Consider the following 14,614-nt stretch of genomic DNA (forward strand, 5'->3'; position numbering starts at 1 on the left):
GCGAACTGTGAGTTACAGGTTGCCGCGCTTCTCCTGCTCCCGCTCGATCGCCTCGAACAGGGCCTTGAAGTTGCCCTTGCCGAAGCCCATCGAGCCGTGTCGCTCGATGAGTTCGAAGAACACCGTAGGCCGGTCCTGGACCGGCTTGGTGAAGATCTGCAGAAGATAGCCGTCCTCGTCGCGGTCGGCGAGGATCTTCAGTTCGCGCAGGGTGTCGAGGGGGACGCGGGTGTCGCCGACCCACTCACCGAGGGTGTCGTAGTAGGAGTCGGGGGTGTCCAGGAAGCGCACCCCGGCCGCGCGCATCGTCCGTACCGTCCGCACGATGTCGTTGGTGTTGAGCGCGATGTGCTGGACGCCCGCGCCGCCGTAGAACTCCAGGTACTCGTCGATCTGGGACTTCTTCTTGGCGACGGCCGGCTCGTTGATCGGGAACTTGACCTTCAGGGTCCCGTCGGCCACGACCTTCGACATCAGCGCGCTGTACTCGGTGGCGATGTCGTCGCCCACGAACTCCTTCATGTTCGTGAAGCCCATGACCTTGTTGTAGAAGCCGACCCACTCGTTCATGTGGCCGAGCTCGACGTTGCCGACGCAGTGGTCGATGGCCTGGAAGGTGCGGTGGGCCGGGGCCTCGACCAGCGGGTCGGCGGAGGTGAAGCCGGGGAGGTAGGGGCCGTCGTAGCCCGTGCGCTCGACGAGCGTGTGGCGGGTCTCGCCGTAGGTGGCGATCGCGGCGAGGACGACCGTGCCGTGCTCGTCCTTCAGTTCGTACGGCTCGGCCAGCGAGCGGGCGCCGTGCTCGACGGCGTAGGCGTGGGCGGCGCGCGCGTCCGGCACCTCGATGGCGAGGTCGACGACACCGTCGCCGTGCTCGGCCACATGCCGGGTGAGGAACTCGCCCCAGGGGGTGGAGGGCTTGATGACGGAGGTGAACACGAAGCGGGCGGAGCCGTTGGTGAGGACGTACGAGGCGGTCTCGCGGCTGCCGTTCTCCGGTCCGGAGTAGGCGACCAGCGTCATGCCGAAGGCCGTGGAGTAGTAGTGCGCGGCCTGCTTGGCGTTTCCCACGGCGAAGACGACCGCGTCCATTCCCTTGACCGGGAAGGGGTCGGCCTGCCGGGCGGTGTCGGGAGTGTGGTGAGTGGTCTGGGTCATAGCCGAAGGCTCTCCCTCTGTCGCAAGGTGCGCAATAGTTCGCGTATTCGCTGGGCATCTTGTTCAGTGGTACGACCGTTTCGGCGGGCTTTCTGTACAGGATGACCATCCTCGGAGGCGGACATCATGGGCATCGATCGGCTCGACGGCCTGATCATCGTGCTGCTGGCCCAGGAGCCGCGCGTCGGGGTGCTGGAGATGTCCCGGCGGCTGGGGGTCGCACGGGGGACCGTGCAGGCGCGGCTGGACCGGCTTCAGTCGAATGGAGTCATCCGCGGCTTCGGTCCGCAGGTCGATCCGGCGGCGCTCGGCTATCCGGTCACGGCGTTCGCGACGCTGGAGATCCGGCAGGGACAAGGACCGGACGTCCGGGCGCACTTGGCGACCGTGCCGGAGGTCCTGGAACTGCACACCACCACCGGCAGCGGGGACATGCTGTGCCGGCTGGTGGCCCGCTCGAACGCCGATCTCCAGCGGGTCATCGACCGGGTTGTCGGTTTTGATGGCATTGTCCGGGCCGCCACCGCGATCGTGATGGAGAACCCCGTTCCGCTGCGGATCATCCCGTTGGTGGAGCAGGCGGCCGAGGATACGGACCGGCCGACGTAGGGGTGAGGGCATGTGAGCTTCTGGGAGTACTTGGGCAACCGGCACCAGCAACTGCTCACCGACGCCTACCAGCACGCCAGCGCGGTCTTCCAGTGCATGGTCGTGGCCACGCTGATCGGGGTGGTGATCGGGGTCGTGACCTATCGGAGCGAGTGGGCGGGCAACCTGGCCACCACGACCACGTCGACCATTCTGACCATTCCGTCGCTCGCCATGATCGGTCTGCTCATTCCGATCGTGGGTCTTGGCGTTCCGCCCACCGTGATCGCTCTGACGCTGTACGGGCTGCTGCCGATCGTCCGTAACTCGATCGTGGGCCTGCGCGGAGTCGATCCCTCCCTGGTGGACGCGGCGAAGGGCATCGGGATGTCCCGGCCGATGCGGCTGGTGCGGGTCGAACTGCCGCTGGCCTGGCCGCCGATCCTGACCGGTATCCGGGTCTCCACCCAGATGCTGATGGGCATCGCGGCCATCGCGGCGTACGCCTCCGGGCCCGGCCTCGGTAACGAGATCTTCCGCGGCATCGGCTCGCTGGGCAGCAAGAACGCCCTCAACCAGGTGCTCGCGGGCACGCTCGGGATCATCGTCCTTGCGCTGCTGTTCGACGCCGCGTACGTCCTTCTCGGACGGCTGACCATTCCCAGGGGGATCCGTGCCTGAGCAAGCGACGACCACCTCGGGTGCCTCCATCGAGCTGGAGAACCTGACCAAGAGGTATCCCGGCTCCCCGCAGCCGGCGGTCGACAGCGTCAACATGGAGATCAAGGCGGGCGAGCTCGTCGTCTTCGTCGGGCCCTCCGGCTGCGGCAAGTCCACCACGCTGAAGATGATCAACCGGCTGATCGAACCGACCGGCGGCCGGATCCGCATCAACGGCGAGGACGTCACCGACATCGACCCGGTGAGGCTGCGCCGCAAGGTCGGCTACGCGATCCAGTCGAGCGGCCTCTTCCCGCACATGACCGTCGCCCAGAACATCGCGCTGGTGCCGAGGATGATCGGCTGGTCGAAGACGAGGATCAGGGACCGGGTGGAGGAGATGCTCGACCTGGTCGGGCTGGACGCCGGCGAGTTCCAGGGCCGCTATCCGCGCCAGCTCTCCGGCGGCCAGCAGCAACGCGTGGGCGTGGCACGGGCGTTGGCGGCCGATCCACCGGTCCTGCTGATGGACGAACCGTTCGGCGCGGTCGACCCGATCACCCGTGATCACCTCCAGGACGAGTTGATCAGGCTCCAGCACGAGCTGCACAAGACGATCGTGTTCGTCACCCACGACTTCGACGAGGCGATCAAGCTGGGCGACCGGATCGCCGTACTGCGCGAACGCTCGCATATCGCGCAGTTCGACACTCCGGAGGCGATCCTCACCAACCCGGCGGACGACTTCGTGTCCGGGTTCGTGGGCGCCGGGGCCGCCCTCAAGCGGCTGAACCTGACCCGCGTACGGGATGTGGAGATCACCGACTATCCGACGGTGACCGTGGACGACCCGCTCCAGAACATCTTCGACCGGCTCCGCGACAGCGGCACCAACGAGATCCTGCTGCTCGACAAGCGCGGCCGGCCCTACAAGTGGCTGCGGCGCGGCGACATGATGCGCGCCAAGGGGTCGCTGGCCCGCGCGGGCACGCTGGTCAGCGACACGGTGACCCGGGACGCGACGCTCCGGGACGCGCTGGAGGCCGTGCTCACGGACAACGCGGGGCGGGTCGCGGTCACCGGGCGGCGCGGCGAGTACATCGGTGTCGTCGACATGGAGACGCTGATGAACTCCGTGCACGAACTCCTGGAGGCCGACCGGCTGGAGGCGAAGGAGGCGCAGCACGAGCTGGAGGAGGCGCGGGTTTTCCAGACGCACGCCGAGCAGGAGGGCGCAGGAGTGGAGGAGAAGGCGTGACCACCACTCCCGAGCTGGACGAGCTGGACGAGGGCGAGACGGAGGCTCCGGCGCCGCCGACTCCCCCGAAACGCCGGATCACCTGGCAGAAGCTGACGATCCTGCCCGCGTTCCTGGTGGCGGTGCTGCTGGCGACCTGGCTGTGGTTCAACCAGGCTCACCTGGACGCCATCTCCGAGAACGCGCTCTCCAACGGCCAGGTGAACAAGGCCCTTTGGCAGCACGTCCAACTGACCGTGATCTCCACGTTCTTCGTGCTGATCATCGCGATCCCGCTGGGCATCCTGCTGACCCGCAGGGCGTTCCGGAAGGCGGCCCCGGTGGCGATGACGTTCGCCAACATGGGCCAGGCGACCCCGGCGATCGGCCTGTTGGCCCTCCTGGTCATCTGGCTGGGCACCGGCGAGAAGGCCGCGCTGATCGGCATCATCATCTACGCCGTCCTGCCGGTGCTGTCCAACACCATCGCCGGCCTGAAGGCCAACGACCCCACGCTCCTGGAGGCGGCCCAGGGCATCGGCATGTCCCAACTCGGCGTCCTGGCACGGGTGGAGCTGCCCCTCGCGGTCCCCCTGATCCTGGCGGGCGTCCGTACGGCCCTCGTCCTCAACGTCGGTACGGCGACGCTGGCGACCTTCGGCGGGGGCGGCGGCCTGGGCGTGCTGATCACCACCGGGATCACCACCCAGCGGATGCCGGTGCTGGTCCTGGGCTCGATCCTCACGGTCAGCCTCGCCCTGCTGGTGGACTGGCTGGCTTCCCTGGCCGAACTGCTGCTGCGGCCAAGGGGATTGGAGGCGGGCGCATGAAACGCACCGGCCTGCTGCTCGCCGGAGCCCTGGTCCTCGTCTCCGGCTGCGGACTGACCAGCGGCTCCCCCATGGTCGACGACGTCGACCCCGGCACGGTCGGAAAGGGCGAGCCCCTCAAAGGCGCCCATCTCACCGTCACCTCAAAGGAGTTCACCGAGCAGCTCGTCCTCGGCGCGATGATGGGCATCGCCTTCGAAGCGGCCGGCGCGGACGTCCTCGACCGGACCGGCATCCAGGGTTCGATCGGCGCCCGGGAGGCCGTCAAGTCCGGTGACGCGGACGGGATGTACGAGTACACCGGCACCGCGTGGATCACCTACCTCGGCAACAGCAAGCCGATCACCGACCCGATGAAGCAGTGGCAGGCGGTCCGGGACGCGGACCTCAAGAACGGCCTGACCTGGCTGCCCCCGTCCACCCTCAACAACACCTACGCCCTCGCCATGAACCAGGCCAACTTCAAGAAGTACGGCACGAAGACGCTGTCGGAGGTGGCCGCGCTGGCGAAGAAGAACCCGGGCGCGGTGACCCTCTGCGTGGAGAGCGAGTTCGCCAACCGCGCGGACGGCCTGCCCGGCATGGAGAAGGCGTACGGCATGAACATCCCGGCGAAGAACATCACCCAGATGGACACCGGGATCATCTACACCCAGGTGGCGAAGGGCAGTTGCACCTACGGCGAGGTCTTCACCACCGACGGCCGCATCAAGTCGATGAACCTCGCGGTGATGTCCGACGACAAGAAGTTCTTCCCCAACTACAACGCGGCCCCCGAGATCAACACCAAGGCCCTGAAGAAGTGGCCGGCGATCGCGGAGGTCCTCGCCCCGCTCACGAAGAAGCTGAACAACACGGTGGCGCGGACATTGAACGCGAAGGTGGATGTCGACGGGGAGGATCCGCATCAGGTGGCGTTGGATTGGATGAAGGCGGAGGGGTTGGTCAAGTAGCGCATCAAAAATCTCCCCTTGTGCATCATGATGCGCGCTGCCTACACTTGTGCACATGAGGACTACTGTCGACCTCCCAGAGGACCTGATCCAGCAGGCCAAGCTGCGGGCTGCGCGCAGACGCGTCACGGTCAGTTCGGTGATAGAGGATGCGCTGCGGGCGTCTTTCGCTCGGGATGTGGCGGCGGCGCAGAACGTTGTCAATTTGCCCACCTACGGAGCTGGCGGCGTGCGCCCGGGTGTCGACCTCGACAACAACGCCGCGCTGCTCGACCTCATGGACGGCATCGAATGATCTTCTGCGACGTGAACGTCCTGGTGTACGCCTTCCGCAAGGACCTCGAACAGCACGCGGCGTACAACCCGTGGCTCACCGAACGGCTCCAGGGCGACGAACCCGTGGGACTCGGCTCAATGGTCCTCAGCGGCTTCGTACGCATCGTGACGCATCCCCGGATCTATCGCGATCCGGCACCGGTGGAGTCCGCACTGGACTTCGTACAGGCCCTGCGAGATGCTCCGGCGACGGTCCCGCTGGTCGAAGGGCCACGCCACTGGGACATCTTCGACCGGTTGTGCCGCAAAGTAGGCGCGCGCGCCGGCCTCGTCCAGGATGCCTACCTCGCCGCCCTGGCCATAGAGCACGGCGCCACTCTCTACTCGGCCGACCGTGACTTCGCCCGCTTCCCCGGCCTCCGCTGGCAGCACCCGTTGGAGGACAACGCCTGACAGTGAGCCCCGCTCGCCGAGCGGGGCTCCGGTCTCAGCAGCCCGGCACCGACCCCTTACCCGTCTCCAGCGCCCCCAGCGCACTCACCGCACCCTTCAACGAAGTCACCGCAATCAGCCGTAGCCCCTTGGGCAGTTCGGACTTGGCGTCCGAGCACTCGGCCTTCGGTACCAGGAACACCGTCGCCCCGTCGCGTCGCGCGGCCTGGGTCTTGAGGGCGACTCCCCCGACCGCGCCCACCGTGCCGTCGGTGCTGATCGTGCCCGTGCCGGCGATCGTGCGGCCGCCCGTGAGGTCGCCGCCGTTGCCGTCGCCCTTGAGCTTGTCGATGATTCCCAGGGTGAACAGCAGGCCGGCGCTGGGGCCGCCGACGTCGGCGAGTTTGAGGGTGACCTTGACGTTCTTGTCGCTGAGGTTCAGGTAGTCGAGGGCGGCCGTGGTCGCGTCGTCCTGCGACTCCTTCATCTGTTCCGTGTTGTGCTGCTCGATCTCCTTGACGCTGTTGCCGCTCGGGTAGACCGAGTCCCGCGGCATGACCGCCCGATCGGTACGGAACCAACTGTCGATCACATCGCTCAACGAGACACGCTGATCGGGCCCGGTCGCCTCGATCGTCGTCATGCGCAACTGACCGCTCGTCGTCCGCACCGGCGCCCCGGAGACCGTGATGACCGGGGTGCCCTGGTTCTCGCCGAGGACGTTCGCGGTCAGACCGGGCTGCGCCAGCGAGAACGGCAGCGGCGCGAAGCCCGCCGTGGCGAGCAGGGCCACGACGGGCACGGCGCAGACGGCTACGGCCTGGGGGCGCGTGAGGCGAGAGAGGAGCACGGGATCAATCTAACGCGACGGTCACTTCCGGCCACGCGCCGGTCACCTCACGAACACGTCTCCCCGTCCGCGGAAGCCCCGCGGACGCCTCAGCGCAGCGCCTCCGCGACCTCCCTCGCCGCGTCCACGACCCGCGGCCCCACCCGCTCGGGCACGGCATCGGCCAGCATCACGACCCCGACGCTGCCCTCGACTCCGGTGACACCGAGCAGCGGTGCGGCGGCGCCACTGGCCCCCGCCTCCAACTCCCCGTGCGTCAGCGTGTATCCGGGCTCGTCCGCCCCCTGGTGCCGGGCGGCGAGGATCGCCCGGCCCGCGGCCCCCTTGTCCAGGGGATGACGGAAGCCGGCCCGGTAGGCCACGTGGTAGTCGGTCCAGGTCGGCTCGACCACCGCGACGGCGAGGGCGTCCGCCCCGTCGACCAGGGTGAGATGAGCGGTGGCCCCGATGTCCTCGGCCAGCGACCGCAGCGCGGGCAGTGCCGCCTCCCGTACCAGCGGATGCACCTGCCGGCCGAGCCGCAGCACCCCGAGGCCGACCCGGGCGCGACCGCCCAGATCACGGCGTACGAGTGCGTGCTGTTCGAGTGTTGCCAGCAACCGGTACACGACGGTCCGGTTGACGCCCAGTTTGTTGGATAGCTCGGTGACGGTCAGCCCGTGGTCCGTATCGGCCAGCAGTTTGAGGACGCGCAGTCCCCGGTCGAGCGTCTGAGAGGTCTCCGCGGTCACGACGCCCACTCCTTAAGTGGTGAGGTCGGCAGCCTCCTCGCGGCGGATGCGTCACCGAGTCCCGTCAGTGACGCGCTTCAGAGGCCGCCGATCGACAGGAGGACCCGGTGAGTCCGGGCCCAGTCGCTTCACGGCTGCGCTCCGCGGCGGCGCTGCCACGGGGCGTGTGCGTAGCGGGACCCTAGCGAAGGCGGTTCGCTGAGCGGAAGTCTCCGTCCAGAATCCGGTCACCGACTGGTACGGACCGACTCACTTCCTGTCGTTATGTCCTGGCCTGCCCCTCGGCCTCACGCAATTTCCGCACAGATGTGCGGGCCGACCGGGCCGGGTCAGCGCATCCGCGTGGCCCACTCCTGGACCTTGGCGATGCGCTGCCGCAACTGCCCGGCCGTGGCCTCGGCGCTCGGCGGGCCGCCGCAGGTGCGGCGCAGCTCGGTGTGGATGACCCCGTGCGGTTTGCCGGTCTGGTGGACGTACGCGGAGACCATGGTGTTGAGCTGCTTGCGCAGCTCCATCATCTCCTTGTGCGAGACGACCGGGCGCCGCTCGGCGGGCAGCTCCAGGAGGTCGGCCTCCTCGTCCGGTTTCTTGCGGCTGTGCGCGATCTGCCGGGCCTGCCGCTTCTGGAGCAGCATCTGCACCTGGTCGGGTTCGAGGAGCCCGGGGATACCGAGGTAGTCCTGCTCCTCCTCGCTCCCCGGGTGCGCCTGCATCCCGAACTCGGCGCCGTCGTAGAGCACCCGGTCGAAGACGGCCTCGGACTCCAGCGCCTCGAAGGCGAACTGTTCCTGCTCTCCGGTGTCCTCGTCCTGCTCCTTGTTCGCCTCGTCCATCTCCTTCTCGGACTCGGCGTAGGGGTCCTCCTCGCCCTCCTTCTTCGGCTTGTCGAGGGCGTGGTCGCGCTCGACCTCCATCTCGTTGGCGAAGGTGAGGAGGTCGGGCACGGTCGGGAGGAAGACGGAGGCGGTCTCGCCGCGCCGCCGGGAGCGCACGAAGCGTCCGACGGCCTGGGCGAAGAAGAGGGGGGTGGAGATGGTGGTGGCGTACACCCCGACCGCGAGCCGCGGCACGTCGACGCCTTCGGACACCATGCGGACGGCGACCATCCACCGGTCGTTGCTCGCCGCGAAGTCGTCGATCCGCTTCGAGGCCCCGGTGTCGTCGGACAGGACGACGGTCGCCTTGCTGCCGGTGATCTCGCGGATCAGCTTGGCGTAGGCCCGTGCGGAGTCCTGGTCGGAGGCGATGACAAGGGCGCCGGCGTCCGGGATGCCCTTGCGGACCTCGGTCAGCCGCTGGTCGGCGGCGCGCAGCACGCTCGGCATCCACTCGCCGCGCGGGTCCAGGGCCGTACGCCAGGCCTGGCTGATCGCGTCCTTGGTCATGGGCTCGCCGAGCCGCGCGGCGATCTCGTCGCCGGCCTTGGTCCGCCAGCGCATGTTGCCGCTGTAGGAGAGGAAGATGACGGGCCGGACGACATGGTCGGCGAGCGCGTTGCCGTACCCGTAGGTGTAGTCGGCGGACGACCGCCGAATCCCGTCGTTCCCTTCTTCATACGTCACGAAGGGGATGGGATTGGTGTCCGAACGGAACGGCGTACCGGTCAGCGCGAGCCGCCGCGTAGCCGGCTCGAACGCCTCCAGGCAGGCCTCGCCCCACGACTTCGAGTCACCGGCGTGGTGGATCTCGTCGAGGATCACGAGGGTCTTGCGCTGCTCGACGCGGTTGCGGTGCAGCATGGGCCGCACGCCCACACCCGCGTAGGTGACGGCGACACCGTCGTAGTCCTTGCCGAGCGGCCCCGCGCTGTACTCCGGGTCGAGTTTGATCCCTATCCGTGCGGCCGCCTCCGCCCACTGCTTCTTCAGGTGCTCGGTCGGCGCGACGACGGTCACCTGCTGCACGACATGGTGGTGCAGCAGCCAGGAGGCGAGGGTGAGCGCGAAGGTCGTCTTGCCGGCGCCCGGGGTCGCGACCGCGAGGAAGTCCCGCGGCTGCTCCTGGACATACCTCTCCATCGCCGCCTGCTGCCAGGCCCGCAGCTTGCTCGCGGTGCCCCAGGGGGCGCGGCCCGGGAAGGCGGGAGACAGGTGATGGGACGACGTCGAAGAAGGGACCGACGGGGCGGCTGAGGCGGAGGAGGCGGTAGTAGTCACGGTCTCCGGGTTCGGGGGTAGGGCGGCTCGGCTGCGGCTGGCTACGGCTACGGGTCTACGTATGACAACCGGGCCACCCTACCGGCGGGGTGGTGCGGGGGCGGGCGGACTGCGCCGGGGGCGAGGGGGATGGGACTGAGGTCACAGTCAGCGCGCGAAGCGCGGCAACTGGGCTGCGATCCTGGGCACATCCAGGGCGCCTTGGCAGACGTCCAGCACGAATGTCTCGGCCTCGTCCACATCGAAATCCGCGTCCAGCGGATGGCCGTTCAGGTGCAGGAAGACCCAGGTCGTGTACCAGGCGATGCGCTTGTTGCCGTCCACGAGGGCGCGGTTGCGCGCGAGGGACTCCATGAGCGCGGCGGCCTTCTGCCACACGTCCGGATAGGCGTCCTGCCCGAACACGCTCGCCTGAGGACGGGCCACCGCCGAGTCGAGCAGTCCGTAGTCGCGCACCTCGTCCGCTTCGAGCCGCTGCGCGAGGTCCAGCAGTTGGGGGAGCGTGAGGAAGTGCATCAGGCGAGCCGCCGGTTCAGCTCCGCGCTGGCCTGGAGTACATGATCGGCCGCCTCGTTGAACAGTCGCGAGTGTTCGTTTATGGCAGCGATCACCGCGTCGTGCGCGAAGGCCTGCATGCTTCGCCCCTCCGCGGCCGCACGCTGCCGCAGCGCGTCGAGTTCCTCGTCCGTGAACCGCACATTCAGTCCAGCCATACGCCGACGGTACCGCTCGGTACCGCGCGGTGTCACTTCCCATCGACCCGCACTCGCGTACTGACCCACGCCCCCACCAACGCCACCCCCGCCATCGGCAGGAACACCGCGGCGAACGCGCCCGGATGCGCCCCGCTCGCCGTATGGCTCACCGCGCCACCGCCCAACGCCCCGAAGGCCGCACCCCCGACGGAGAGGAGTACGACGTTGGACAGCCCGTCGGAGATCTGCAGCGCGGCGGAGTTGGCGCCGGCCTCGGCCGGAGCGGACAGCTGGAGCAGCAGCACGCTGGTGGAGGAGATCACCAGCCCCATCCCGAAACAGCCGAACGCCCATGCGACGGCCACGGTCCACACCGGAACCGTATGGATGAGGACGCTGGGCGCCGCGACGATGGCGGCGGCCACCAGCACCATCCCGAACGTCATCAGCCGTTCCCGGTACGGCTCGACCCGCGCCCGCGCCTGCACCCATGACCCGAGCGCCCAGGTCCCGCCACCCGCCGCGAGCGAGAACCCGGCCAGGGTCGGTGACAGCCCCCGCTGGGTGACCAGCATCAGCGGTACGAAGGACTCGGCCGCGATGAACGACCCCGCGGCCACCCCGCGCAGCAGCACGACCGAGGGCAGTCCGCGCGCCGCCCGGTACGTACCGCGCGGCAACAGCCCGAGCACGGCGGGCACGAGCAACGCGACACCGAGGAACGCCGGGACGACGGACAACCACCGCGGATCCTGGGCGGCGTACTGGAAGAGCCCGGCACCGAGGGAGATACCGAGGGCGAGCCGGATACGGCGCCGGTCGAAGGAAGCGGGCGACTCGCCGCCGTTCACCACCGGTCCGGCCGCCCGCCGCCGTATCTGCGGAAGGGCGAGCGCGAGCGGGAACACCACGAGCACCGGAATCCCGACGAACACCCAACGCCAGCCGAGCTGTTCGGTCACCGCCCCGGCGGCGAGCGGCCCCACGACGGACGGCACGACCCAACTCGCCGCGAACGCGGCCATGATGGCGGGCCGCAACCGCTCCGGATAAGCCCGTCCTACGACCACATACAGAGCGACGATGACCAGCCCGCCCCCGAGCCCCTGCACGGCCCGCCCCAGGATGAACACCCACATGACCCCGGCGGTGCCCGACACCAGCAGCCCGGCCGCGAAAGCACCGATGCCGGTGGTCAGCGCCCCCAGCGGCCCGCGCCGGTCCGACCACTGCCCGGCGAACACCATCCCGAACAGGCTGGTGGTGAAGTACCCGGAGAACGCGAACGCGTACAGCGACACCCCGCCCAACTCCCGAGCCGCGACGGGCATGGCCGTCCCCACCGCCGTCGCCTCGAAGGCGATCAGCAGCACGACGGACACGATCCCGACACTGAGCGCCCGATACGACCGCCCGAGCACCCCCTCGCGACATTCGCCTGTCAGGTCGGTGGCGGTATCCGTGACAGCGGCGTCACGCGGTTCGAGGACGGTCATGGGGGCCAGCGTAAGACCCATCCACCAGGTTGACCCCTGTCAAAAGAAGGCCCACCCCCGAGACCTTGGTCGTAAGACCGCCCTTGCTCAACCTATCGACATTCGATAGATTTCCATCGCAACTCGATGGAGGGATGAGTCGTGGGAACGCTGACAGTGCGTGCGCTGCGCGCCGTGCTCGTGGTCGTACTGACCGGCACGGTGTTCGTGCAGGCGGGGATGGTGTGGACGCTGGTCAGCGGGAACGACCCGGAGGACGGCTCAGTGCCGCTGACCCCGCTGCGTGTGATCACGATCCTGGGCATGGCGACGGCCCAGGTCGCCCTGGTCTGCGTATGGCGGCTGGTGACGATGGTGCGGCGCGGAACCGTGTTCTCCCACGCCGCCTTCCGGTACGTGGACATGGTGATCCGCGCGATCGTGGCGGCGGCCCTGTTGTGGTTCGCGGTCACGGGCATCAACGCGCCGGGCCAGCGGGACGACCCGGGCGTCACCGTCATCATGGCCGGCGTCGGCGTGGCCATCCTCGGGGTCGCGCTCATCGTGCTCGTGCTGCGGATGCTGCTCGCCCAAGCGGCGGGGATGCGGGCCGAGTTGGACGAGGTGATCTGATGCCGATCGCCGTCGACATCGACGTGATGCTGGCCAAGCGCAAGATGTCCGTGGGCGAACTGGCGGACCGCGTCGGCATCACCCCCGCCAACCTGGCGGTCCTCAAGAACGGCCGCGCCAAGGCGGTCCGCTTCGCGACACTCGCCGCCCTCTGCGAGGTCCTCGAGTGCCAGCCGGGGGACCTGCTGCGCTGGGAGGGGGAGGACACCAGGGCGTCGGCGTAGTCGGCGGGCGTCCTTTTCCTGATCACGTGAGCTGAAGGAGGGCGAGTGGACGGTTCCCTGCTCACGGTCGTTGCGTCTCGGAGCTGTTGTGTCCTTCCGCACCGTCGGGTGGAGCAAGCTGACTGAGCTGGGGGATGATCTCCTGCGTGGCTGAAGAGGCAGGTACAGGTGCGGACGACGCTTGTGCATGGGATGAGCGACTGGGCTGGGCGTTCGGACTGATAGCGGATGATCCGGCTGCGAGGACCGCAGCGCTTGGCCATCTGGCTGAGGCACGGAGGCAGGTCGCGGACGCGCTCGGTCGGTTCAACGAGATGTGGCGGCTGACGTCGCCCCTGGGAGCGGAGGAGCAGTACCAGGAGCCGGCCTTTCTCAAGGCGCGTCGGAGGTATCACCAAGCGCAGAGGCGTTCACTGCCTGACGGGCTGTGGGGTCGCCCTGTGGGCGGCGATCTGGCGACTTGGCCGGGGTTGCCCTATGCGTTGCTCTTCCTGGAGTGGGAAGCGAGATACCCGCGGGAGTGGACGCAACATGCGAAGGCGTGGGGTACGAAGCAGAGTCTTGTCCGGAGTATGGCCCTGGCCCACCAGGAGGAGGCGATCAGGGCGAAGCTCACCGATCTGGTCGAGATCGTCGTCGTCCGCGCGTATCGCTGCAAGGACCGCGAGTACGTACGGGTTGCCCGGGCTGTCGACAGCGCTGACCTGCGCGTCAGGCTCGATCGTGCGGTCGATTCGGACAGTCCGTGGGCCCGGTGCCATGCAGGGTATGTGCTCTGGCTCCTTGACCGCCCTGACGTGCCGAACACGCCTCATGTCTGGCGGGCCTGGGTGGCAGGCAAGGCTGCGGCGTTGATGTGACCTGCGGACGGTGCCAGGAAGGTCTCGTGATCATGGAGTGCTCTACGCTCTCGTGACCTGCCTGGAGGACCGTGCCTGCCGACGCGTCATCCGCGATCCCACTCGCCCTTGACCAGCTCCGAGAGGTGCTCGACGTCGGACCCGGGGAGGTGCCCGGCCTGCTGGAGCGGCCGACCCAGGTGCCGGACCCGCGCGATCCGCGCGGACTGCGGCACGCGCTGACCTCGTGCGCGGTGCCGGCCGGGGCAACCTCGCTGCCGGCGGTCGGCGAGCGGACCGCGGACGCGCCACCGCAGGTGCTGGAGCGACTCGGCGTACGGCCTGATCCGGTGCTGCCTCGACGGCTGGTCCCGGCCGAGGCGACGGTCCGCCGGCTGCTGACCCGCATCGACGGAGACGCCCTGGACCGGGGCGGTGGACGGATGGCTCGCCGACCGTCGGCTCCCAGCTGCGGACCGGCAACCCGCCCCGCGCCATGGCGACCTGGCGCAACCTTGCCGCTGGAGCCCTGCGACTGCACGGCGTGAAGAACATCGCCTCCGGCCTCCGTTGCAACGCGCGCGACGCCCACGGACTACGCCGAAGCCCTGCGGAGGACACGGCGGACGAATGAGGGGCCTGTCCTCCCTCATTCCTCATTCTCATTCATGAACGCGGTATGGCAGTCCTGTTGCACCACCCCCGTCCCTCTTGTCCGGGCCGACGCTCCCCCCATACGGTCAACTCACCAAACACGGCCGTGTGCCCGAGTGGTTCAGGGACTCGCCTGCAAAGCGAGTTACGCGGGTTCGATTCCCGCCACGGCCTCTGGTTGTCTGACCAGGCAAAACGAGAGGGCGGCACCCCACACGGGGTG

General features: G+C 68.6%; 18 protein-coding genes and 1 tRNA gene. 12 read left to right on the forward strand and 7 right to left on the reverse strand.

Going from position 1 to position 14,614, the window contains the following annotated elements:
• Positions 1–12 precede the first annotated feature (12 nt).
• Positions 13–1,158 (reverse strand): 4-hydroxyphenylpyruvate dioxygenase, encoded by a 1,146-nt coding sequence (gene hppD, locus ABZT04_RS37705; protein WP_356062868.1) that lies wholly within the window; start codon positions 1,156–1,158, stop codon positions 13–15.
• 126 nt (positions 1,159–1,284) lie between these two features.
• Here hppD and ABZT04_RS37710 point away from each other — a divergent pair, with 126 nt between their 5' ends.
• The 7 genes from ABZT04_RS37710 to ABZT04_RS37740 are packed head-to-tail and all read left to right on the forward strand — an operon-like array spanning position 1,285 to position 6,155.
• Positions 1,285–1,767 (forward strand): Lrp/AsnC family transcriptional regulator, encoded by a 483-nt coding sequence (locus ABZT04_RS37710; RefSeq protein WP_356062871.1) that lies wholly within the window; start codon positions 1,285–1,287, stop codon positions 1,765–1,767.
• Between the two features lie 12 nt (positions 1,768–1,779).
• Entirely contained in the window at positions 1,780–2,427 is a 648-nt protein-coding gene (locus ABZT04_RS37715; RefSeq protein WP_355913217.1) for an ABC transporter permease, read from the forward strand.
• Positions 2,420–3,664, forward strand: coding sequence for a betaine/proline/choline family ABC transporter ATP-binding protein (locus tag ABZT04_RS37720; RefSeq protein WP_356062874.1), 1,245 nt, complete (start codon positions 2,420–2,422; stop codon positions 3,662–3,664). The genes ABZT04_RS37715 and ABZT04_RS37720 overlap by 8 nt, the downstream gene beginning before the upstream one ends.
• Positions 3,661–4,473, forward strand: coding sequence for an ABC transporter permease (locus tag ABZT04_RS37725; RefSeq protein WP_356062877.1), 813 nt, complete (start codon positions 3,661–3,663; stop codon positions 4,471–4,473). Before ABZT04_RS37720 ends, ABZT04_RS37725 begins: the two co-directional genes overlap by 4 nt.
• Positions 4,470–5,426: a glycine betaine ABC transporter substrate-binding protein gene (locus tag ABZT04_RS37730; protein ID WP_356062880.1), complete on the forward strand. Its 957-nt coding sequence runs from the start codon at positions 4,470–4,472 to the stop codon at positions 5,424–5,426. Before ABZT04_RS37725 ends, ABZT04_RS37730 begins: the two co-directional genes overlap by 4 nt.
• A gap of 55 nt (positions 5,427–5,481) precedes the next feature.
• A complete protein-coding gene (locus ABZT04_RS37735) occupies positions 5,482–5,721 on the forward strand; it encodes a DUF2191 domain-containing protein (RefSeq protein WP_356062883.1) in 240 nt (79 codons plus the stop codon).
• The gene (locus ABZT04_RS37740; protein WP_356062886.1) at positions 5,718–6,155 is read left to right on the forward strand and encodes a type II toxin-antitoxin system VapC family toxin; all 438 of its coding nucleotides are present in this window, start codon (positions 5,718–5,720) and stop codon (positions 6,153–6,155) included. Before ABZT04_RS37735 ends, ABZT04_RS37740 begins: the two co-directional genes overlap by 4 nt.
• 34 nt (positions 6,156–6,189) lie before the next feature.
• Here ABZT04_RS37740 and ABZT04_RS37745 read toward each other — a convergent pair whose 3' ends face one another.
• The 6 genes from ABZT04_RS37745 to ABZT04_RS37770 all read right to left on the reverse strand — a co-directional run bounded on the left by ABZT04_RS37745 (position 6,190) and on the right by ABZT04_RS37770 (position 12,062).
• Complete coding sequence (locus tag ABZT04_RS37745) at positions 6,190–6,984, reverse strand: S16 family serine protease (RefSeq protein ID WP_356062888.1); 795 nt, start codon at positions 6,982–6,984, stop codon at positions 6,190–6,192.
• 89 nt (positions 6,985–7,073) lie between these two features.
• Positions 7,074–7,715: a helix-turn-helix domain-containing protein gene (locus ABZT04_RS37750; protein ID WP_355913202.1), complete on the reverse strand. Its 642-nt coding sequence runs from the start codon at positions 7,713–7,715 to the stop codon at positions 7,074–7,076.
• Between the two features lie 329 nt (positions 7,716–8,044).
• Positions 8,045–9,871 carry a DEAD/DEAH box helicase gene (locus tag ABZT04_RS37755; RefSeq protein ID WP_356062891.1) on the reverse strand — a complete coding sequence of 609 codons (1,827 nt, stop codon included), beginning with the start codon at positions 9,869–9,871 and terminating at the stop codon, positions 8,045–8,047.
• A 147-nt stretch (positions 9,872–10,018) separates the two neighbouring features.
• A complete protein-coding gene (locus ABZT04_RS37760; protein WP_356062894.1) occupies positions 10,019–10,387 on the reverse strand; it encodes a Fic family protein in 369 nt (122 codons plus the stop codon).
• Positions 10,387–10,584, reverse strand: coding sequence for a hypothetical protein (locus ABZT04_RS37765; protein WP_356062897.1), 198 nt, complete (start codon positions 10,582–10,584; stop codon positions 10,387–10,389). The genes ABZT04_RS37760 and ABZT04_RS37765 overlap by 1 nt, the downstream gene beginning before the upstream one ends.
• 32 nt (positions 10,585–10,616) lie before the next feature.
• The gene (locus tag ABZT04_RS37770; RefSeq protein ID WP_356062900.1) at positions 10,617–12,062 is read right to left on the reverse strand and encodes an MFS transporter; all 1,446 of its coding nucleotides are present in this window, start codon (positions 12,060–12,062) and stop codon (positions 10,617–10,619) included.
• A gap of 141 nt (positions 12,063–12,203) precedes the next feature.
• Between ABZT04_RS37770 and ABZT04_RS37775 the strand changes: the two genes are divergently transcribed.
• The 5 genes from ABZT04_RS37775 (at position 12,204) to ABZT04_RS37795 (ending at position 14,565) form a co-directional block, all read left to right on the forward strand.
• Positions 12,204–12,674, forward strand: coding sequence for a DUF2975 domain-containing protein (locus tag ABZT04_RS37775; protein ID WP_356062902.1), 471 nt, complete (start codon positions 12,204–12,206; stop codon positions 12,672–12,674).
• Positions 12,674–12,898, forward strand: coding sequence for a helix-turn-helix transcriptional regulator (locus ABZT04_RS37780; RefSeq protein ID WP_356062905.1), 225 nt, complete (start codon positions 12,674–12,676; stop codon positions 12,896–12,898). The genes ABZT04_RS37775 and ABZT04_RS37780 overlap by 1 nt, the downstream gene beginning before the upstream one ends.
• Before the next feature lie 572 nt (positions 12,899–13,470).
• Positions 13,471–13,758, forward strand: a complete 288-nt coding sequence (locus ABZT04_RS37785; protein ID WP_356062907.1) for a hypothetical protein — start codon at positions 13,471–13,473, stop codon at positions 13,756–13,758.
• A 71-nt stretch (positions 13,759–13,829) separates the two neighbouring features.
• Positions 13,830–14,285, forward strand: coding sequence for a transposase family protein (locus ABZT04_RS37790; protein ID WP_356062910.1), 456 nt, complete (start codon positions 13,830–13,832; stop codon positions 14,283–14,285).
• A gap of 208 nt (positions 14,286–14,493) precedes the next feature.
• A tRNA-Cys gene (locus tag ABZT04_RS37795) sits at positions 14,494–14,565 on the forward strand.
• Positions 14,566–14,614 lie beyond the last annotated feature (49 nt).

The organism is Streptomyces sp. NPDC005492 (genome assembly GCF_040605995.1).
GTDB lineage: Bacteria > Actinomycetota > Actinomycetes > Streptomycetales > Streptomycetaceae > Streptomyces.

Excerpts from the sequence above, each read along its gene's own strand:
- hppD (WP_356062868.1), bottom strand. The coding sequence starts at position 1,158 with ATGACCCAGACCACTCACCACACTCCCGACACCGCCCGGCAGGCCGAC.
- ABZT04_RS37710 (WP_356062871.1), top strand. The coding sequence starts at position 1,285 with ATGGGCATCGATCGGCTCGACGGCCTGATCATCGTGCTGCTGGCCCAG.
- ABZT04_RS37730 (WP_356062880.1), top strand. The coding sequence starts at position 4,470 with ATGAAACGCACCGGCCTGCTGCTCGCCGGAGCCCTGGTCCTCGTCTCC.
- ABZT04_RS37735 (WP_356062883.1), top strand. The coding sequence starts at position 5,482 with ATGAGGACTACTGTCGACCTCCCAGAGGACCTGATCCAGCAGGCCAAG.
- ABZT04_RS37740 (WP_356062886.1), top strand. The coding sequence starts at position 5,718 with ATGATCTTCTGCGACGTGAACGTCCTGGTGTACGCCTTCCGCAAGGAC.
- ABZT04_RS37760 (WP_356062894.1), bottom strand. The coding sequence starts at position 10,387 with ATGCACTTCCTCACGCTCCCCCAACTGCTGGACCTCGCGCAGCGGCTC.
- ABZT04_RS37765 (WP_356062897.1), bottom strand. The coding sequence starts at position 10,584 with ATGGCTGGACTGAATGTGCGGTTCACGGACGAGGAACTCGACGCGCTG.
- ABZT04_RS37770 (WP_356062900.1), bottom strand. The coding sequence starts at position 12,062 with ATGACCGTCCTCGAACCGCGTGACGCCGCTGTCACGGATACCGCCACC.
- ABZT04_RS37780 (WP_356062905.1), top strand. The coding sequence starts at position 12,674 with ATGCCGATCGCCGTCGACATCGACGTGATGCTGGCCAAGCGCAAGATG.
- ABZT04_RS37785 (WP_356062907.1), top strand. The coding sequence starts at position 13,471 with ATGGCCCTGGCCCACCAGGAGGAGGCGATCAGGGCGAAGCTCACCGAT.